The 20,337-nt window shown below is 39.3% G+C and carries 18 protein-coding genes; 4 read left to right on the top strand and 14 right to left on the bottom strand.

The genetic code is table 11. From position 1 onward, the window contains the following. Positions 1-364: 364 nt before the first annotated feature. Positions 365-3,589 (bottom strand): DEAD/DEAH box helicase, encoded by a 3,225-nt coding sequence (locus BANA01_RS14915; RefSeq protein WP_034676735.1) that lies wholly within the window; start codon positions 3,587-3,589, stop codon positions 365-367. A gap of 436 nt (positions 3,590-4,025) precedes the next feature. Here BANA01_RS14915 and BANA01_RS14910 point away from each other — a divergent pair, with 436 nt between their 5' ends. Further along, entirely contained in the window at positions 4,026-4,925 is a 900-nt protein-coding gene (locus BANA01_RS14910; RefSeq protein WP_034676736.1) for a DMT family transporter, read from the top strand. Between the two features lie 58 nt (positions 4,926-4,983). Here BANA01_RS14910 and BANA01_RS14905 read toward each other — a convergent pair whose 3' ends face one another. The 5 genes from BANA01_RS14905 to BANA01_RS14885 all read right to left on the bottom strand — a co-directional run bounded on the left by BANA01_RS14905 (position 4,984) and on the right by BANA01_RS14885 (position 8,896). Further along, the gene (locus BANA01_RS14905) at positions 4,984-5,688 is read right to left on the bottom strand and encodes a hypothetical protein (RefSeq protein ID WP_034676738.1); all 705 of its coding nucleotides are present in this window, start codon (positions 5,686-5,688) and stop codon (positions 4,984-4,986) included. Beyond that, positions 5,689-6,426: a hypothetical protein gene (locus BANA01_RS14900; RefSeq protein WP_034676740.1), complete on the bottom strand. Its 738-nt coding sequence runs from the start codon at positions 6,424-6,426 to the stop codon at positions 5,689-5,691. Next, positions 6,407-7,309: an ABC transporter ATP-binding protein gene (locus BANA01_RS14895; RefSeq protein WP_034676742.1), complete on the bottom strand. Its 903-nt coding sequence runs from the start codon at positions 7,307-7,309 to the stop codon at positions 6,407-6,409. Before BANA01_RS14895 ends, BANA01_RS14900 begins: the two co-directional genes overlap by 20 nt. Then, positions 7,306-7,686, bottom strand: a complete 381-nt coding sequence (locus BANA01_RS14890) for a GntR family transcriptional regulator (RefSeq protein ID WP_034676744.1) — start codon at positions 7,684-7,686, stop codon at positions 7,306-7,308. Before BANA01_RS14890 ends, BANA01_RS14895 begins: the two co-directional genes overlap by 4 nt. A gap of 364 nt (positions 7,687-8,050) precedes the next feature. Beyond that, a complete protein-coding gene (locus BANA01_RS14885) occupies positions 8,051-8,896 on the bottom strand; it encodes a VOC family protein (RefSeq protein WP_034676746.1) in 846 nt (281 codons plus the stop codon). A 240-nt stretch (positions 8,897-9,136) separates the two neighbouring features. Between BANA01_RS14885 and BANA01_RS14880 the strand changes: the two genes are divergently transcribed. The 3 genes from BANA01_RS14880 (at position 9,137) to tatC (ending at position 11,951) form a co-directional block, all read left to right on the top strand. Continuing rightward, positions 9,137-10,750, top strand: a complete 1,614-nt coding sequence (locus BANA01_RS14880) for a PhoX family protein (RefSeq protein WP_034676748.1) — start codon at positions 9,137-9,139, stop codon at positions 10,748-10,750. A gap of 213 nt (positions 10,751-10,963) precedes the next feature. Further along, a complete protein-coding gene (locus BANA01_RS14875; protein WP_034676750.1) occupies positions 10,964-11,161 on the top strand; it encodes a twin-arginine translocase TatA/TatE family subunit in 198 nt (65 codons plus the stop codon). A 67-nt stretch (positions 11,162-11,228) separates the two neighbouring features. Further along, positions 11,229-11,951 (top strand): twin-arginine translocase subunit TatC, encoded by a 723-nt coding sequence (tatC, locus tag BANA01_RS14870; protein WP_034676752.1) that lies wholly within the window; start codon positions 11,229-11,231, stop codon positions 11,949-11,951. Positions 11,952-12,240: 289 nt separating this feature from the next. Here tatC and BANA01_RS14865 read toward each other — a convergent pair whose 3' ends face one another. The 8 genes from BANA01_RS14865 to BANA01_RS14835 form a co-directional block, all read right to left on the bottom strand. Then, complete coding sequence (locus BANA01_RS14865) at positions 12,241-13,077, bottom strand: MBL fold metallo-hydrolase (protein ID WP_169803698.1); 837 nt, start codon at positions 13,075-13,077, stop codon at positions 12,241-12,243. Between the two features lie 33 nt (positions 13,078-13,110). Then, a complete protein-coding gene (locus BANA01_RS14860) occupies positions 13,111-14,085 on the bottom strand; it encodes an aldo/keto reductase family protein (protein ID WP_034676756.1) in 975 nt (324 codons plus the stop codon). A gap of 22 nt (positions 14,086-14,107) precedes the next feature. Continuing rightward, positions 14,108-15,478, bottom strand: a complete 1,371-nt coding sequence (locus BANA01_RS14855; protein ID WP_034676758.1) for an MATE family efflux transporter — start codon at positions 15,476-15,478, stop codon at positions 14,108-14,110. A gap of 31 nt (positions 15,479-15,509) precedes the next feature. Further along, a complete protein-coding gene (locus BANA01_RS30195; protein WP_218008399.1) occupies positions 15,510-15,680 on the bottom strand; it encodes a hypothetical protein in 171 nt (56 codons plus the stop codon). Between the two features lie 104 nt (positions 15,681-15,784). After that, positions 15,785-16,837, bottom strand: coding sequence for an aldose epimerase family protein (locus BANA01_RS14850; RefSeq protein ID WP_034676760.1), 1,053 nt, complete (start codon positions 16,835-16,837; stop codon positions 15,785-15,787). Positions 16,838-16,931: 94 nt separating this feature from the next. Next, the gene (gene arfA / locus BANA01_RS14845) at positions 16,932-18,446 is read right to left on the bottom strand and encodes an arabinosylfuranosidase ArfA (protein ID WP_034676762.1); all 1,515 of its coding nucleotides are present in this window, start codon (positions 18,444-18,446) and stop codon (positions 16,932-16,934) included. Between the two features lie 72 nt (positions 18,447-18,518). Further along, complete coding sequence (locus tag BANA01_RS14840; RefSeq protein WP_034676764.1) at positions 18,519-18,791, bottom strand: DUF6171 family protein; 273 nt, start codon at positions 18,789-18,791, stop codon at positions 18,519-18,521. A 20-nt stretch (positions 18,792-18,811) separates the two neighbouring features. Then, complete coding sequence (locus BANA01_RS14835; protein WP_034676766.1) at positions 18,812-20,299, bottom strand: alpha-N-arabinofuranosidase; 1,488 nt, start codon at positions 20,297-20,299, stop codon at positions 18,812-18,814. Between the last annotated feature and the right edge of the window lie 38 nt (positions 20,300-20,337).

Below are 20,337 nucleotides of genomic sequence, written 5' to 3'. Positions count from 1 at the left end.
GAGCAATGTTTTAACAACAGGATTTACTATAACATTTCCTATCGGTTCGTGTCAATTACTTTTTTAAAATATCTTTTCGTAATCAGCGACAAAAATTAGTTTACTTTATTTCAATAATAAAGTCAACACTTTACTAATTATCCATTTAATAAAATTCGTTTAATTGAATGTCCCCTCAAGGGAATTACTATATTACTATCATATAAACAAGGAGTCAATACCTTTTCGCAAATATAAATTCAAGTATAAACGTAAGCTTGCTAGTTTAATCAAACGTTTGATTAGTTTTTTCAATAAAGTTTAGGTGGTATTTAATCAAACGTTTGATTAGTTGAAATATCTTATCATCACGAAGGATGTTTTTTTAAATCATTAATATCTCTCGAATATCTTCTTCCGTTAGAGTAGAAGTTCCTTTATCTTTCGAATCAATAATTTCCTCTATTAATTCTCTTTTTTTCTCCTGTAGTTCATTCATTTTTTCTTCTATTGTACCTCGTGCAACCAACTTGATGACTTGCACTATATTTGTTTGCCCCATCCTGTGGGCACGGTCCGCTGCTTGTTCCTCCACCGCTGGATTCCACCAAAGATCATAGAGGATAACAGTGTCTGCACCAGTTAAATTCAGACCTGTTCCGCCTGCTTTCAAGGAAATTAGAAAAAGGTCCCGCTCTCCTGAATTAAATCGATTTGTGAGCTCTAGCCTATCTTCTGCTGGGGTTTGTCCATCAAGATAAAAGTAAGGCTGCCCTTGAATCGCCATTTCCCTGCCGATTAACTGGAGCATTTTTGTGAACTGCGAAAAGATCAATACTCTTCTTCCAGCCTGCCTAGATTCCTCTAAGATCGTTAGCAGCTGTTCGAATTTAGCAGAACTCCCTTTATATCCATCAACAAACAAAGATGGGTGGCAGCAGATTTGCCTAAGCCTTGTCAAACCAGCGAGGATTTTAATTTTATTTTTTCGAAGTGTGTCTTTATCCAAATGCTTTAGCGTGTCGTGTCTTAGTTTCGCTAAATAAGCTCCATAGAGTTTCTTCTGTTCTGGCAGCAGCTCCACTAAATCAACTGACTCTATCTTCTCAGGAAGCTCTGCTAGCACATCTTCCTTTAACCTTCTCAGTAAAAATGGACGCACTCTTCTCGCAATCTGCTTCCTTGTTAAGTGGCTAAAATCCCTCAGCCCTTGAAAAAGTTCAGGGAATACAACATGGAAGATCGACCAAAGCTCCTCAGAGGAATTTTCAACAGGTGTACCAGTTAGAGCAAAACGGTGATCAGCCTTGATTCTCTTTACCGTTCTAGCTGTCTGCGTTATTGGGTTTTTAAATGCCTGCGCTTCATCAAAAAAAACGGTATGAAAGGTTTGTTTCTCGTACCAGAGTATATCCTTTCGCAACAAAGGATAAGAAGTAATCACAATATCTGAATCAGAGAGTTGTTTTTGTTTAGATGCACGCTCTGATTTACTTCCATCAAAAATGATTGCCTCCACTCCCGGGGAAAATTTCTTGATTTCACTAAGCCAGTTATAGGTTAAGGACGCTGGACAGACAATCAGTATCGGCAGCTTGTTTTTACGAACACGAGGAAGCTCCGAAAGGATATAGGTAATACTTTGAAGTGTTTTCCCCAGCCCCATATCATCCGCAAGAATCCCTCCAAATCCATAACTAGCAAGAGTTTTCAACCACTTGTAGCCCTGAACTTGATAGTCCCGTAAAATCGGCGCAACCAGTTTCGGTACCTCAAACTTCATACTACTAGGATTTTGGATGGTATCCAAGAACTGACGGAACGAATCCTCCAGTGTAAATGTTGAGTCCTCTTCAACAGAGTCAAGCAGCTTTAATCCCCGAAGCATTGGTACATTCAACCCTGCTTCAAGATCCTCCGCCTGGACAGGTGCGGCTTGTAGAAAGCGTTGGATTTCTTCAAATTCTCTTGTTTCTAATGAGAGGAGCGCCCCATTCCGCAGCCGATAGTATTTTCTTTTTTCCTCAAGTGCGGATAAAATCTCTTTTATCTGCCTTTCCGGGATTCCATCCATATCGAATTTAAATTCCAGCCAATTTGTTCGCTCTTTTATTACCTTAACCCTAATCCTTGGAATAGTATTTTCTTTAAAAATCCGGTTCCTGACTGCTGTTGTAGCATATATCTGTACTAGTTTTTGTAGCCTAGGAAAAACATGATATAAAAACTCATACTCCAACTCTTCATTATGCAAGAAGTAGCCGCTGTCTGTCGTAGCAAACGAGCTTTCTTCCATCAGTTGAATGATTTGCTTTTCCTTTTCTAGGTCCCTTATTAATACGAGTCCGTTCTGCAATTCTCGAGGGATATCTAACGGGTTAATCACAATATTACCGTATTGAAACTCCAAGCCCGCTAACAGGCGACTTTTCAACCGATCCAGATAAAGTTTGGCGACTAAAGGTGTTTTCCTGTGGGTGCTCGTTAAATTCTGAGGCAGTTCAACCTTTCCGAGTCTTTTTAAACCCGGGACCACGTTTTCTAAAAAATAATCCAACTGTTCAGGCAGAATCTCAATTTGATTGGTTTTTGAAGCTTCCAACATTTCTTTAAGGTTGGCCAATCGCTTGCTGTCCGTTTCTTCAAGCCTAATGAACTTACCCTTATATAGAACAAAGTGGTAAGAATCCAATACAATAAAATGATTCAATCCTTTTATTCTGAGATGGCAGCCTCCATCCTCTCCTGATGTAAAACTAAACTGGAGTGGAAGCATTTTATCCGTGAGATGAAGACCTTCATACGTTTCCCCATCATTTTCAACTTTCACTAGTGGAGCTTTTACAAGTAAAGGTAAGAGTTGATTAAAGGATGATGGCGGTATGAGCAAAAGATTAGGGGAGAATGATTCCTCTAAGCTGTCTGCCATTGCATTCACGTATGACTTTTCATCTTGAACCACTAGGAATAACTGCTGCATTACATCATCTGTCTCTTTATTAAAACAATGAAGACTCGTATTAAAGATAAGCGTATCGGAAAGCGCACTAGGCAGCCCTGCTTTTACATGAGTGAGAAACTGGCGGATATCTGCCACTTTTTCATGCTCAATCTTCAGTTCTATACCTAGCAGCTTTCTCCCGTTTCCAATATCCACAGGTTTACATAGAAATTCTGCTCGCAGAACCTGTCTATTCTCGAAATGGAGCTGATGTCTACTTGGCCTTTTTGGTTGATTTGTAAAAAGAGTGAGCAATCCTTCTGTCAGCGCCTGACTCGTTGAAGGATCAACCTGTTCCCCACTTCGCACTTTAGGAACTAGTCCGTTCTGTTGATGGTCATGAATGGCAAGCAATACGGCAGCAATATGCTGGCAATCGTTTTTTACAGATAGAAGTGTTGGACAGCTGCATGCCGTATGAAGGTCTCCGTTCTCTTCTTTGTTAATAGTGACAAAGAAGTCCTCGGTCCCTTTAACCGTCGCTTCACAACGATTATTACTTATATAATCAAACGATACCTTCCCCGCTCTATAAAAAGAATCCCCTCGTTTAAAGGAGACAGTTCCGCACATTTCTTTTATCTGTTTTTGACTTAACGTAATATCCAAAAGTCCTGCTCCTCTCCGAGGTTCATTTATATTTAAGGTTCTGTTATGATTCATTGTTGATTTTCATGTGGGTTGAGAATTCAAAGGCGGAGAATTTCCGGCTAATGTATATAGAGGAACCTTAAGAAGCAGGTATAAGCCGAGAAACTCCGGTTAACTGCTTAAAATAAGACAAAATCAAAGGATTTAGATAAAATAAGCGGAAAAACCCCGCTTATTTTTAAGGAAATATGAGTATTTCCCAATTTAAACGGAAATTCTCCGCTTATTTTCCAAACACAGTGAAATCAACATTCAGTTTTAATAGAGCCATATTTAATAATCGCTTGTTCCATCACACTGGTTACCATTATATCAAATCTTTTTAGATTAATTATAGTGATTGACGATGTAAGGCACCTGGTTTATCGTTGTTTATGGATAGGGGATGAGAAAGATGGTTAGGTTATATGGGGCTTTATTTACCTTAAGTTTAATTTGGGGAACGTCCTTTTTATTTATCAAGCTCTTAGTTGAACCACTCGGAGCTTGGGGAGTCGTTTTTGGAAGATGTTTATTTGGGACAGTTATTCTTTTATTGATTGTTGCCTTTCAAAAAGACTGGAAGGGATTTAAAGGGCTGCCGATAGGAAAGATTATTCTTGTTTCACTTCTCAATAATGCGATTCCTTGGTATTTGATTGCGCTAAGTGAGACGAAAATTACTAGCAGCTATGCTTCATTGATAAATGCTACAACACCAATTTGGACACTGATTATAGGTTTTATTATCTTTCAAAATAAATTACGGTTGTTCCAATGGTTAGGGATTGCACTAGGTTTCTTTGGAATCATCATACTGTCTGGCGTTGATGTTACGAATATTATGGACCAGTCCGTTGTTGGTTTAATCACGATGGTCGGCGCTACTCTCTGTTATGGTTTTTCAACACACCTGACGAAGAAATACTTAGTAAATGTTAGCGTTACGATGATTTCAGTTAGCACACTAACAGTTTCTGCAATTTTTAGTTTCATTATAGTACTCTTCACAGACCGATCTGTTTTTACCATGATGCTTGAACCTCCTATTTTTGGGGCATTAGTGGGTCTTGGTGTATTCGGATCTGGTTTTGCCTATCTTTTGTATTACTATTGCATTCAAAAAGGAAGCCCTGAATTTGCCTCTTTAGTCACATATCTCGTGCCGATATCCGCAATGGTCTGGGGTGCGATTATTCTTAAGGAAGAGATTCATTTATCCATGATTGCAGGATTTATTCTCATTTTAGGCGGAGTGTATGTGTCATCTAAAAAGCAGAAAGAAAAGAACGTTCCAATTAGTAAAACTGCTTAATAATAAGCCTAATCCCCATGATAAGGGATTAGGCTTTTGTTTTTCACCCATACAAAAATCATTCCACGTATTCCAGAGCAATTTCGTTTGTGGTAGTAAGTTCTAAGTCTTTTGGTATTTTTAGGTATAGGATACTGGTTCCGTCAATGAAGTGGCTTGAGTCACTGAAGCCGCCCTTACCGGTGAATTGGTTGATTGGGAATGCTTGTTGAAATCGGGAGAATTCCAGTTTTAATTTTTCAGGATTTTCAAGTATTAATGTATTTTTATCAATATTGATTTTAAGCGGTTGAAGTAAGTCTGATATAGATAAATCATTTATACCTGAACCTGTTTGATACTGGAGAGCTTCAATTTTCCCATCATTGCTTGTTTTTCTCTCAACAAAAATGGAGGCGCTAAGAAAGTCGTCATTTAGGACTGCAATATTTAACTGTTTTTCAGTATAATCAAATTTCCGAGTTTTAACGATGTATTCACTATCCACGGTTTCAATATTCCCTTTAATCGCTGCCTCATATAACTCGTTGCTATCTCTTTCCAACTGATTCCCATCAACCTTTTGGTAGGTGATTTCTCCCTTTGGCAGCAATGGACTCACTCCCGTACAGATGAGCAAAATGCTTAGATAGCCAACAAACATCCAGCGTATTCGACTCCCAGAGAATAATACACTCCTGCTGCGCTTAGTTAGATTGACCAATAGAGAAGTAATCGCAATGACCATGATGACTACGATGATTATAGGCACAACCGATATCATCTATCTCACCTCCATTCGATTTGACATTAGTGCCGAACCTGTAAAAAGTAAGGCAGCCAAAACCCCTATTTTAACTATAAATATGGCCAAAGAGGTCTCCTTAAAAATAAATTCAAAACCCTCTTGAATAATGGTTTCATTCATAGTACCTGCTCCTACAATCAATATCCCAAAAAAGGCGACCGGCAGTAAAACAGCAAATACCTTATGAAGCTGAACGAGTGTACCGAAAAAATAACCTACTGCCGAACAAATTAATATATAAAGAACAGTGGCGATAAAACCAATAATCCACTCAGATACATCCGTGGTTGTATAGAGGTATTCACTTCTTCCTAGTACATACATCAATATTCTAATTACATGACTGGATAGAAGCGCGGTTAATCCGCCAACCATACTTATGGTCAGTAAAAACAACATATTGGATAAGTTACTCGACAATCTATTCGTAATAAACGCAAAATCATCATTTCTATAGGCTTGGGTTGTAATCAGAATGGAAGTAATGAATGCCCAGAGCATCGTGAAAATAACGACAATGTCCGAAGAATAGAAATGGATATCAATTTCAAACGTACTACTGCTGGTCCCCGCCATTCCAACTCCATTAAACGAGAACAAAATCCCTAACATCTGGATAAACACAAGCGATAGAAACACTTGAATGTAAGACCTAAACTTATAAGAATATTGCTTTTTAACAACCTCCTGTAAACTAATCCTTGATAAAGACATCATCAATTCCCCCTTTATTTTTGCTTGTTAAATACACACAAACATCACTTGAAGAGATAGGAGTTATCGCAAGTCCTGCTTCTTTTGCCCGCTGAATTTCAGACTCAGAGCCATTCTGTTTTACCACTGCATACATTCGATCAAGACCAACATTTTTTGAATGGATGACCTCTCGATTCTTAATCCAATCGTTCACAGCTGCGCTTGACCCCTGAACTCCAATTGCCCATTCTTTTAACTCTTCCACTGGGATATGAAGAAGTTTTGTTCCGTCCTTTATAAGCAAAACATCTTCCAATATATCCTCTATCTCATCCAAGTGATGACTTGAGAGTAATATCGTGCGAGGAAAATCAATGTAATCTTTTAGCAGCGCCCTGTAGAAATCCTTCCTTACACCTGCGTCCATCCCGGTTGTTGGTTCATCAAACACGGTTAAGGCACAGCGTGCAGATAAACCTACGATCATATTGAAGGTACTTTTCATACCTTTTGACAGGTTGTTATATTGCTGTGTCTGCTGAAAGGCGAAGTAGTCAAAAAGGCGGTCAGCAAGCTCGTGGTTCCAATTCTCATAAAAGGTAGAGGAAACATTTAATATTTCCTTTAAATTCAATGCTGTCGGAAAGTTCATTTGATCATTTATATACATCACATTGGCTGAGACCAACAAATTGTTAAAAGGCTTTTCTGAAAAAACCTTTATTTCACCTAAAGTCTCTCTATAATAACCGGCTATAATTTTTAATAGCGTCGTTTTGCCCGCGCCATTTCGCCCTATTAAACCTGTAATCTTATTTTCTTGTAATTCAAAAGAAAGATTGTTCAGCGCTTTTACTGCACCATAAACTTTGGTTAAACTACTGCACTCAATGATGTTCATTCCCCTGCCTCCTCTACATTTACAGCTTGGATCATTTGGATTAATTCCTCTCTGCTTACGTTCAACCGTTCTGCTTCCATCACTATTTCAAGAACTAATTTTTTTAAGGTTTGATTTTTGCGTTTGTTCAAAATAATCTGCTTCGCATGATTTGAAACAAACATACCGAGCCCGCGCTTTTTATAGAGAATATTCTCCTCAACCAGTAGTGTTAACCCCTTCGCCGCGGTTGCTGGATTGATCGTAAACATTTCTGCAAGCTGATACTGAGAATAAATTTTTTGATCACTTTCAAAGTTCCCATTCAGAATTTCTCTCTCCAGCCATTCGGAAATTTGCAAATAAATCGGCTTTGTACCGTCCATATTAAGAATCAACCCTATTCCTCCTTTCTGATATAGTACATTACTGTTGTAATGTACTATATCACCATATTTTACAAAAAACAATATTTCTTGGATATTTTTCCAGTGTGATTCCAACAAAAAAAGCCATATTCATCTGGCTTCACATTGTCAAGAAAGGTTTTTCTCGGCATTTTTATATTTCTAACACCTCTGGATTAACCCAAATTTCTTTTCATGACAGGCTTTGGTCACTCCAGCACCTCTCCATTGACCCAAAATTCTTTTAATGACAAGCTTGGGTCACTCCATCAACTTCTGCATTGAAAAAATAATGGCTGTCGAGATTTTCTCGACAGCCTGAAGCCAGATTCCTCTGGCTTCACAGTTATTCGCTCTATAACACCAATCGAATTTGATTTCCGGATGGATCGCTCGTTACATAATAATCTGCTTCTTTCTCAACACTCGCGCCTAGCTGTTTCAAGCGTTCCATTGCTGATTCTCTCTCAGAAGCATCCGGAAATACAAGTGAATACCAATTAAGCCCCACACTATTTTTCGGTGGTGCAGGAACTCCTTCTCCCTGCCACATATTAATGGCAATATGATGGTGATAACCTCCTGTTGATAAAAAGACTGCCTGTGGATAGTGGCTGACAACCGTGAATCCCAGTCCTTTTGTGTAAAACTCTTCTGCCTTTCGCAGTTCTCCCACATGGAGGTGAATATGCCCCATAATCGTCCCAGGCGGCAGCCCTGTCCATTCCGCATTACTTTCTGCCAATAACCCGTTACCATCCAGTTCGACAGTTGCCATATCCACCAAGCCATCTTTCCATGACCACTCATTTGAAGGACGATCTCGGTAAACCTCTATCCCATTGCCGTCTGGATCCGTAATATAAAGTGCCTCACTGACATAATGATCCGCAGCACCGAGTTCATATCCTGTACTAAGAAAATGACGTAAAAAAACAGATAAATCAGCACGACTGGGAAGCAGTATGGCAAAGTGGTAAAGTCCCGACGTCCGTCCTTCCTTTGCTATTACATTTTCAGGCTGTTCTAACGTGACTAACGGTGTTTTTCCATTAGCCGTTAATACAGCTTTTCTATCTGCTTTCTCTAGTACCTTAAACCCCATAATGTTTTGATAAAAAGTTAAGGCATAGTCTAAATTTTTCACTTTCAAATTGACTTCGCTGCTATAGATATTTGGACTCTGATGAAAACCTTCCATACTATGATCCCTCCGATTCACTTTGCTCCTTATTATTCTTCTACTTAACAAAAGAAATTCCACGCCTGAAGCTTACGATAAATTTTTCACTTTTTAAAGTTCTTTACGTAATTTACAGATTATTAAAATAGTTTATTCTATCTTAACAAATCTTTACATTCCCTTAATTAACATTAACAAAACGACTGCCTATAATCAGAGTGAAAGTAACTCTATTATCTAAAAAGGGAGAATTATTATATGGATCGCCGTTTATTTTTAACGTACGTTGGAAGTAGTACTGCCGCATTAGTTGCCGCTTCATCAGGAATTGGAACATTAACAGGAAATGCGATGACTGGAAACCACTTAATGAATGGACAGCCTAATGGTAAGGGCAAATCATTTACCTCACCTTTCAAACCAATTAGCCGTACATGGGAAAACGATATGGTCCTGCCTAATGGCTACAACTATTCTATTATTGCTTCTTATGGAGATGTGATTAATTCAAAGGGAGAAAAATTTGGGGATGCAGCAGACCTAACGGTTTATTTTCCAATGGATTGCTTAAAAGGTGGAAACAATTCTGAAGAAGGCTTAATCTGGGTCAATCATGAATTCCCTGAACCCGTAAACTATATGAAGATGTTAGGAATCAATGAATCTACATTCAAAAAAGAAAATCTAGCAAACTATCCGGAGCTTCTCAAAATGGAAAAAGAAGCTGTCGGTGGTTCTGTCATCCATGTTAAGAAGGAAAAGGATGGCTGGAAACTTGTGTTAGATGATACATATAATCGCCGTGTCGATGGAAATACTCCGATTGAATTAACTGGCCCCGCACGTGGAAGCAAATATGTAGGCGGAGCAACGAGTGTAGTGGGTTCATTAGGAAATTGCAGCGGCGGCCGCACTTTATGGAATACAGTTCTATCTTGTGAAGAAAACACAGAATACGGCAATGACTACGGCTGGCCAAATTTTAATGACAATCATTATGGCTGGGTTGTTGAGGTAGATCCATTTGATCCAAACAGACCTGTTCGCAAGCATACTGCCCTTGGTCGTTTTGCCCACGAAAATACTGCAATGGGCTTAACCAATGACGGCAGAGTGGTTGTTTATATGGGTGATGATAAAGGTGACGCATGCTTCTATAAATTTATTAGCAGTAAGAAATTCAATCCTGCCAATCGTGAAGCCAACTTTGATATTTTAGAAAACGGAACATTATATGTAGCAAGTATGAGCCAGCAAAAATGGATTGCTCTCGATCATGCAAAAAATCCAAAATTAAGCGGGTTCGCTGACCAGGCGGATGTCTTAACAAATGCACGCGCAGCAGGTCTTGCTGCAGGCGGTACAAAATTAGACCGTCCAGAAGATGTGGAAATTCACCCTCATGATGGTAGTGTTTTCTTAGCGCTGACCAACAATACCGGTCACGGAAATTTCCACGGACAAATTGTTCGCTTTGTTCCAGCAAACAGTGACCACGCTAGTGATTCCTTTACATTTGAAGTGTTTGTTGCCGGCGGTCAGCAAAGCGGAATTACTTGCCCAGATAACCTGCACTTTGATAGCAAAGGCAATCTTTGGGTGGTTGAGGATTACTCTGCTACTGAAACCAATCAATATGCTGCATATAAGAACTGTGGAGTATTCATGATCCCAACGGATGGTAAAGAATACGGGGAACCTTTCCAATTTGCTTCCGGTCCAAAAGGCTGTGAAGTAACAGGACCATGGTTAACTCCAGACGAAAAAACATTGTTCCTAGATGTACAGCATCCAGAAACATGGAATCCATACCCTGGGCAAACCTTCGGACGTTCTTGTTTAGTAGCGGTACAAGGTGGAAGCTTTAAATAACTAAGCGGAAGGGGCACAACTCATCATGTTTGTTTGTTCAAACCACGTTAAGGATGCCTTGAAGCATATGTATGTTCCTCACATTAAATTAATTCCAGAGGAAGAAAGCTATCGTTGTCATCTTTGTAAAAACAAAGCTAAGTACAAACTATTTCAATATTGCTATCAACGCAATCAAACAAAAAAAGCGATCTAAAGGAGGGTACAACAATTATGCTTCAGAACATAGGCATTCCCGGTTTAATACTTGTTTTAGTGATTGCATTAATCATTTTCGGACCTTCAAAATTACCGGAATTAGGACGTGCTGTAGGTTCCACCTTAAAAGAATTTAAAAAATCGACACGTGAATTGGTTTCGGATGAGGACACTAGTAAAGCAGAGCCTAAAAAAGAGGAAAAGACGATTTAACACTAATCTCGGGAAGATGCAGGCAGAAAATGGTGCTTGCGTCTTCTTTTTCTAAGGAGGAATTACAATGTCTAATCATGATATGGCTTTGATTGGCCATTTCGAAGAATTACGAAAACGACTGATTATCATACTCGGCGCCTTTATGGTTTTATTCATTGCAGCCTTTGTCTATGTTCAAGATATTTATCAATGGCTGGTTCAGGACCTAGATGTACAGCTCGCCATTTTAGGGCCAAGCGATATTTTATGGGTCTATTTAATGTTATCCTGTGTGGTTGCCATTTCAGGGAGTATTCCAATAGCAGCCTATCAAATATGGCTTTTTGTCCGTCCAGCCTTGAAAGATTCCGAGCGAAAAGTAACATTGGCCTATATTCCTTCTTTATTCCTTTTATTTATTGTTGGCATTAGTTTTGGATATTTTATAATTTTCCCGATCGTTTTTCAGTTCCTTCTCTCCATGTCGGAGGATATGTTTATGACCTTTTTTACCACAGAAAAGTATTTTACGTTTTTACTGCATATGACCTTGCCCTTTGGATTTTTATTCGAACTTCCTGTGGTAATCATGTTCTTGACGAGTCTTGGAGTATTAAATCCGTACCGATTACAAAAGATTCGTAAATACTCCTACTTCGTTCTCATTGTAACGGCAGTGTTAATTACTCCTCCGGATTTCTTATCTGATATTTTGGTAGTCATCCCATTAATCTTTTTATATGAATGCAGTGTTATATTATCAAAAGTGGTTTATAAGCGAAAACATAAATTAAACTTAGCAGCATAATAAATGTAAAAAAGACTTTGAGGCACAGTCCCCCAAAGTCTTTTTCAATTTTAGATATGCGGCCAGCCTTCTCGACCCCAATACAGTGGTTTAATCCACAATGTTGGTCTTCCTTTTTTCAGTGAATCATAGGCATGGTTGACGAGAAGGGATGAGTTGCCGGAAACATACTAACCGGATCATGAGCCCATAAATCACCTTTCAAGTCCCATTCTATATCGTAAAAATTAACGTTATCAAAGCCTTTTGAGTTATTCATCTTTTTCCTCCAATTTTGAATGCTCAACCTTTACAGGTGATAAATAAAACGTTCTCCAGGTGCCATCATATGAAACTTTTGATTTGAATAATGATTAAGCAAGTATTCTACAAAATAAGCAGGATTGTCCCGATTATTGGGAAACAAATCATAATGAATCGGAATAACCAGGTCTGCCCCTACCGTAACTGAAAATTCCGCCGCTTCACGAAAGCTCATGTTTCCAACTATTTGTCGTGAAGTGCGGAAATAGTCTCCGCCATTAATTGGCAGGAATACAACATGAGGTTTGAATTCTATGATTTGTTCTATTAATTCTGAGGTGACAATCGTATCACCGCTATGAAACAGGCGAACACCATTTACTTCTAGACCATACCCTAAAAATAGATGATCCCCATGCATATCAACTTGATAATCAGTATGTGCTGCTGGAACAGGTGTAATCTGAAATCCCTTAATACGAAGATATTCATCCGCTTTTGCTGCTACTATGTTTTTGTTGCCTGTTTCCGATTGGACCATTGATACGAGCGGTGCTGGAACAACCACCTTATTTTGTCCGACTTCTCTTAACGTCGTAAAATCTAAATGATCGTCATGTTCGTGAGTAATTAAAATCCCATCGGTGTTTTCCAGCATGCTTGGAGGAACAACAGGTGGAAATGCACGTTTAAATTCTGTTTCAGGATTTGCCTGTTCAATGCTAGTTGATAGGTAAGGATCAATACAGATTAATCCATCTTCCTCTCTGCCTTTCATCAAGATTCCTGCCTGCCCTAAATTCCAAAACGAAATAGCACCATCATGAATTCGCGTTTCATTAATTTCTTTTACTAAAGAATCTCCATGTTTATAGACCTTCATCAACAACCAACACTTCCTTTCATTAAAAAATTGCTATCTTAACGGCGCAAAGTCTTTTACTTCTTCAAGAATTGAATCTATCGCTTGTAAAACGTCCTGCTCCAATTTGATATCCACCGCTTTTACATTTTCTTCAATTTGCTCTGTCTTGCTCGCACCGATAATCGCAGAGCTAATGATGTGATGACGGAGAGTCCATGCCAATGCCAACTGACTTAACGTAACCCCTAATTCAGAAGCTAAACCATTTAATTTCTGCACCACAGTTAGAACATCGTCCCGAAAATAGCTATTGATGATAAAGTTAGTTGAATCATTTGCCGCCCTGCTATTCGCTGGTTTTTCTGTATTAGGCTTATATTTACCTGTTAATATACCCTGCGCTAACGGTGAGAAAACAATTTGGCCAATCCCTTTTTCGGCCGATATTGGCAGTACTTCATCTTCAATATATCTTTCAAACATATTGTAAATAGGCTGATTGGAAATGATCGGTCTTAAGCGATACTCCTTACCGATCCCAACAGCTTTCTCAATTTGGGCAGCACTCCATTCGCTTACACCTGCATAAAGGATCTTCCCTTGCCTTATTAAATCATCAAGGGCCAGCAATGTTTCCTCCATCGGTACCTCTGGGTCATAGCGGTGACATTGATAGAGGTCAATATAATCCACGCCTAAACGTTTTAGACTGGCGTCACATTGTTCCACGATATGCTTTCTGGATAATCCACGCTCATTCGGTCCAGAACCCATTGGAAAGAATAGCTTCGTTGCTACAACGTATGAACTTCTTGGGTATTCTTTTAACGCCTCACCCAATACCTCCTCTGCCTTTCCACTTTCATAGGCATTGGCTGTATCAAAGAAGTTAATCCCAAGTTCATAGGCTTTATGAATACAATCATGTGCAGTCAGATTATTGACCGCTTTTCCATAGGTCAGCCAGCTCCCTAATCCAATCTCACTAACCTTTAATCCACTGTTTCCAAGTCTGCGGTATTTCATTTAACGTTCTCCTCCTCAGTTTTTAACTAGTAATGGCTTGCTTTTTATCAACGAGTACTTTCTTTTCCCACGCTCTGCTTTTCCATCTAAAATACATGACGATTCCTCTGAACCATTCATCCGCAATAAAGGCAATCCATACTCCTGCTAACCCGATACCAGCCTGTATTCCTAGTAAATACGACACCGGAACAGCAATTCCCCACATCGACAGAATACCCATTTTCACAGTAAAAACCGCATCACCGGTAGCACGCAGTGAGTTAACCACGATGAGATTCAATGTCCTTCCAGGTTCAAGAATTAAACATAATAATAAAAGTGTACTTCCGACTTTAATAATTTCAGGATCATCTGTGAAAAGACCCATAATCGCATCTCTAAAAATAGCAATAAGGATTGCTATAATAATAGTAATAATAAAACTAACTTTAAGGCTCTTTAGTAATTGTTTATAGGCCCCTGCAAAATCGCCAGCTCCTACACGATAACCGATTAAAATTTGTGTTCCCTGGCCAACGGCTAATGCAAACAGCATAATAAAGGACATAATATTCCATGTATAAACACGGGTAGACAAAGCTGCTGCTCCAAGCAGGGCTGTAACCGCAGTCATCGCCATCTGGCTCGTATTGTAACTAAGTTGTTCACCAGCAGAAGGAATGCCTATTTTTAATATTTTCTTAATATGCGTTAATTGGAAATCGATATAATCATTCCATTCAATTCTGATTGGGAGTCTCCTATACATGAACCAAAACGCAATGACTAATGCTGCTGCTCGGCTAAAAGCAGTTGAAAACGCCACTCCTTTAACACCCATTTCAGGCAATCCAAACCATCCATAAATCACCAATGCATTTCCAATCAAATGAATGAGGTTCATCATGACTGACACAAACATTGCTTCCCTTGTAAAGCCATTTGACCTCAAAATTGCAGAAACAGTGACTAGCATAGCCTGTAGAAATAGGGTTCCACCGACGATTGATAAATAATCGAATCCAATACTGGCTATATCCTTATCAAGGTGAAAAATCGTTAATAACGGTCCTTTAAAAATCACAAACAATACACTGACAACCAAACCCATACCCAGATTAATTGTTAAGGATATAGCAGAAGCTTGTTTGGCGTCTTTTTTTAAACCAGCCCCTAAATACTGTGAGATTAATACCGCTGTTCCGGTAGCTGTAAAATTAAATAGGAGAATAGCAAAAAAGACTAGTTGATTCGCTATACCTATTGCAGCGACAACATCATCAGAAATATGGGATAGCATGATGACGTCAGTACTTCCCATAATCATTTGCAAAAACAATTCGATAAATATCGGCCATGTTATGGCACGCAGAGTCATACGTCTTTCCTGTGAATCTTGTAAACTTTCCATCTTGATGCCCGCCTTTTTTACAGAAAAGGGTTCATATCAAGAAACTGATATGAACCTTATCGTTCGTCAATTTTTTATTTGGGAAACCAAAGTTTGGTGTCCCATCAAGATTCCAAGTAAATTCCTTTGCACAGGTATGGCGGTTGGGATTGTATAACGGATCGCCGACAATCTCTGTGTAGCTCCTTACATGGTAAACCAAAACATCCTTGCTTCCATCATCCGAAAGCAGTATCGTTGGGCCAGAGTCATGAGTTCGGCTTTATAGTTTTCCACTTAAATTCCTCCTGCTCCCTTAAAACAGTATCAGTTTTCTAAATTCCCAAATTTATAGACGGTTACGGAAGAATACTCTTTATCTTTTTCTAATACCCAGGAAGGAAATTGAGGGTGATGAATCGCATCCGGTAAACCCTGAGTCTCTAAGCAAATCCCCAAGTACTTACGTGCTGGTACCCCGGCAATCTCTCCTTCCGTTTTCATCATATTGCCAGAATAGACAACCACCCCTGCTTCATCTGTTTCAATGGTTAAGGTCCGTCCACTTTCGATGTCTTTTAGAACAATTTCTTCATCATGTTGTGTATTTAATAGGAATGGATGGTCATACCCAGCGCCGGCTAATCTATTTTGCGGATGGTCTGAATTCACTCCCGTTTGAATCATTCTCTCTGTTGTAAAATCAAATGCCGTCCCTTTAACATCGAGCATTTCTCCGCTAGGAAGCAGCTCATCATTTAACTCAAGAAACTTATCGCTTTTTATCTGTAAAATGTGATTCAATATATCTCGTTTTAAATTCCCACTTAAATTGAAATAAGAGTGATTCGTCATATTTAGAAGTGTGTCCTCATCAGACACGCCAGAATAACGTATCGATAGTTCATTTTCATTATTCAAGGTGTAAGTAACCGAAACATTTAAATTCCCTGGATAACCCTCTTCACCATTCGGACTTAAATAAGTGAATCGAACTCCAATCTCCTGTTCATTTTCGACTACTTCACTTTCCCAAACCATTTGGTTAAACCCTTTATTTCCACCGTGGAGATGATTATTATTTTCATTTTTCGCGAGTGTGTATGTTTGCCCGTTCAGATCGAAGGAACCGGCCCTAATTCTTCCAGCGACACAGCCAATTGCAGCGCCTAGAAAATAAGGATCATTTTCATATTCCTTCAAAGTATCATATCCAATAACAATATTTTCAAAGTTTCCTTCTTTATCAGGAGTAATGATTTTTGTAATAATACAGCCATAATTAATGCAGCCAACTTCTACTCCATGATTATTAACGAGAGTAAATAAAAAAACAGTTTGGTTATCTATCCTACCAAACTCCTCTTTCAAAATCTTCATAGCGTTCAACCCTTCCTTAAGAGGATAAATAGAAAAAACAATTCCATACCTGTCCGTTAGCAAATGTAACAAAGCAGGTATGGAATAAGCGTTATTAGTTACGCTTCGCCAGGCGAATTACATTCCAAGATAACTTAGGTAATACAGCAGAAACTCCGCCATTTTCGGTTCTTGCATTCCCATTAGAATGCGGGGAAACAGGTGTACCTTTCGCAGAGTTCGTTTGTTTTAAATTGCCATCGTTTTCTAGAACAATATGCTCGACTACTTCATACCCATCAAAGTTACGGATGTCCACAGCCAGTTCTAATCCTTCTTTTAGATGACGGTTTACAGCAAAGATCGTTAATGTTTCATGCTCTTCATTGTAAACAGCTGTCGACTCTAAATATGGCACATCCGTGAAATCTTTACTGTCATACTTAGGACTTGAAATAATCGGGTTTAACGAAACACCGCGTCCATACACAGAAGTATGCATATAAGGATAAAAAATCGTTTGCTTCCACGCAGGACCATTTTCTTCTGTCATAATTGGCGCAATAACATTGACCAACTGAGCCAGACAGGCAATTTTCACACGATCCGCATGCTTTAGAAGCGTAATCAGCATACATCCAACGAGTAAAGCATCTTCAAAGTTATAGATATCTTCTAACTGAGGCGGTGCAATACCCCATGGTTCAATTTGTTTATCTGCCTCATGGCTGTGATACCAAACATTCCATTCATCAAAGCTCAGATTGATATTCTTTTTACCGCGTTTTTTCGCCTTGATATAGTCTGCAATTGATATAACCGATTTAATAAAATCATCCATCTCTAGTGACAATGCTAAATAATTTGAAATATCATTGTCACGGTTTCCGTAATACTGGTGCAGCGAGATAAACTCTACATGATCATATGTATGGTCAAGAACCGTCGCTTCCCAGTCAGCAAAAGTCGGCATTTTTCGGTGCGAGCTTCCACATGCCACCAGCTCAATGGCAGGATCTACCCACTTCATTACCTTCGCAGCTTCTTGAGCGAGGCGGCCATATTCTACAGCTGTTTTATGTCCGATTTGCCATGGACCGTCCATTTCGTTGCCAAGACACCATGTTTTAATCTTGTATGGATCCTTAACACCATGAGAAATACGAAGATCACTATAATAAGAACCGCCTGGATGATTGCAGTATTCTACTAGATTTCTAGCTGCGTCAATACCGCGGGTTCCAAGGTTAACCGCCATATTTACGTCTGCATTAACTAACTGCGCCCATTTCATGAACTCATTGGTACCCATTTCATTGGTTTCAGTTGTACGCCAAGCTAAATCTAAACGACGCGGACGGCTTTCTACCGGTCCTACACCATCTTCCCAATTATATCCGGAAACAAAGTTACCACCTGGATAGCGGACGAGCGGAACTTGAAGTTCCTTAACCATTTCAATAACATCCTGGCGGAAACCATTCTCATCGGCTTGCGGATGTCCTGGCTCATAAATGCCGCCATAAACTGCTCGGCCTAAATGCTCAATGAAGGAACCATAGATTCGGTTATCAATTTCAGAGATTTTAAAGTCTTTTTCTAAAATCATTTTTGCTATATTATTGGCCATGTTCCCCTGTTCCCTTCTTCAATCTGATAGGTTTGCAAAAGCAACGGCTTTGTATCTAATAAACTATAATTCCTAAACAGCCTTTTCCCATTTTGGCTTCCCTGAAATTGGACAGCTTTTGTTTTTAAATTTGGCCCGATATCGGACAATACATCCGCTATGGGCGCAAGTGGTGCCATATTGAAGAGAAGGGCAGCTATCGCAAATCTTTAATCGTTCTAAGTAAATTTCGTCTGATACAATAACAGATAAATCCACTTCCGCTTCCTTCACGAGCTCATGGATGACTTCCTCTGTTACGATCACACTTTCAATGCAGCCTTTACATAGATTTTGCTTGTGCACTGCTTACTCCCCCTCACAAATTATTCAACCGCTAATGTAACAACAGACATGGCTGGTAGTTTGATAGATAATTTATTATTTTCAACACTTACACCTGTGAACGTAGCAGACTTTACAACCTCTGGCTGTTCGAATGTGTTATGAGCATTCATTGAGTCAGCCGTAATGATTGTTCCTGAAACCTTTGGTTCATCTCCAATTACACCACGAAGATCTAGATCTAAGACTGCTTCGTTCTGATGGTCAATGTTACAAAAGCTAATGTGAACGATACCTTCAGTATTTTTTGAAGCAGATACGGTTACCTGCGGTAACGTATGTCCGTTATATTCATAGCTGCCAAAGTCAGAATCAACAGCAAGCAGTTCTGCATCTTGGTGAACTTTGTACATATCAAACACGTGATAAGTTGGAGTAAGAATCATCTTCTCGCCTTCCGTTAAAATCATTGCTTGCAGAACATTAACTGTTTGAGCAATATTGGTCATTTGAACACGGTCAGCGTGATTGTGGAAAATATTAAAGTGTAAACCTGCTACTAGCGCATCACGTATGGTGTTTTGCTGATATAAGAATCCTGGGTTTGTTCCAGGTTCAACATCAAACCATGTTCCCCACTCGTCGATAATCATACCGACGCGCTTATCTGGATCATACTTATCCATAATTGTACTATGTTTCGTGATTAACTCATCCATACGAAAAGCTTTCTTCATCGTAACGAACCATTCGCCTTCAACGAAATCGACCGCTGATCCTTTATGACTCCAGGAATCACCAGGGACCGTGTAATAGTGGAGACTTAAACCATCCATTAACCAATGAGCATTCTTCATTAATACCTCTGTCCAATTGTAGTCATCCGTGTTTGCCCCGCCGGCAATTTTATAGATTTTATTGCCGCCATAGTTACGTACATACGTCTGATACTGACGATAAAGATCTGCATAATATTCAGGACGCATGTTACCACCGCATCCCCAGTTTTCGTTCCCTACACCAAAATATTTTACTTTCCACGGCTCATCTCTGCCATTTTCCCGGCGCCAATTTGCCATTGGTGATTCACCTTCAAATGTCATATATTCAACCCATTCTGACATTTCTTGAACTGTACCACTTCCCACGTTTCCGCAAATATACGGCTCACATTCTAGCAATTCACACAATAGCAGAAATTCATGTGTTCCGAAGTGGTTGTTTTCCACTACACCACCCCAGTGTGTATTTACCATACGCTTACGGCTTTCTCTAGGTCCAACTCCATCCTTCCAGTGATATTCATCAGCAAAACAGCCGCCCGGCCAGCGAAGAACTGGAACTTTAATATTCTTTAAGGCTGCTAATACATCGTTACGGATTCCCTTCGTATTTGGGATGGAAGAATCTTCGCCTACCCAGATTCCTTCATAGATACATCTGCCTAAATGCTCTGCGAAGTGACCGTAAATATTTTTATTAATTTTTCCTTTTGTAATATCGGCATTTACAATGACATTATTTTTCAAAGAGTATTCCTCCAGTCAGTAATAAAGATAAAATTTCT

Origin of the sequence: Neobacillus niacini NBRC 15566 (genome assembly GCF_001591505.1) — a bacterium.
In the GTDB taxonomy this organism is placed as follows: domain Bacteria; phylum Bacillota; class Bacilli; order Bacillales; family Cytobacillaceae; genus Neobacillus; species Neobacillus niacini.
Note: the sequence above shows the minus strand (reverse complement) of the source record. Positions and strands in the feature narration are given on the sequence as shown.

Coding starts and splice junctions, on each gene's coding strand:
- BANA01_RS14855 (WP_034676758.1), bottom strand. CDS start 15,478: ATGGAAAGTTTACAAGATTCACAGGAAAGACGTATGACTCTGCGTGCC.
- BANA01_RS14900 (WP_034676740.1), bottom strand. CDS start 6,426: ATGTCTTTATCAAGGATTAGTTTACAGGAGGTTGTTAAAAAGCAATAT.
- arfA (WP_034676762.1), bottom strand. CDS start 18,446: ATGGCCAATAATATAGCAAAAATGATTTTAGAAAAAGACTTTAAAATC.
- BANA01_RS14895 (WP_034676742.1), bottom strand. CDS start 7,309: ATGAACATCATTGAGTGCAGTAGTTTAACCAAAGTTTATGGTGCAGTA.
- BANA01_RS14865 (WP_169803698.1), bottom strand. CDS start 13,077: ATGAAGGTCTATAAACATGGAGATTCTTTAGTAAAAGAAATTAATGAA.
- BANA01_RS14910 (WP_034676736.1), top strand. CDS start 4,026: ATGGTTAGGTTATATGGGGCTTTATTTACCTTAAGTTTAATTTGGGGA.
- tatC (WP_034676752.1), top strand. CDS start 11,229: ATGTCTAATCATGATATGGCTTTGATTGGCCATTTCGAAGAATTACGA.
- BANA01_RS14860 (WP_034676756.1), bottom strand. CDS start 14,085: ATGAAATACCGCAGACTTGGAAACAGTGGATTAAAGGTTAGTGAGATT.
- BANA01_RS14850 (WP_034676760.1), bottom strand. CDS start 16,837: ATGAAGATTTTGAAAGAGGAGTTTGGTAGGATAGATAACCAAACTGTT.
- BANA01_RS14875 (WP_034676750.1), top strand. CDS start 10,964: ATGCTTCAGAACATAGGCATTCCCGGTTTAATACTTGTTTTAGTGATT.
- BANA01_RS14885 (WP_034676746.1), bottom strand. CDS start 8,896: ATGGAAGGTTTTCATCAGAGTCCAAATATCTATAGCAGCGAAGTCAAT.
- BANA01_RS14905 (WP_034676738.1), bottom strand. CDS start 5,688: ATGATATCGGTTGTGCCTATAATCATCGTAGTCATCATGGTCATTGCG.
- BANA01_RS14880 (WP_034676748.1), top strand. CDS start 9,137: ATGGATCGCCGTTTATTTTTAACGTACGTTGGAAGTAGTACTGCCGCA.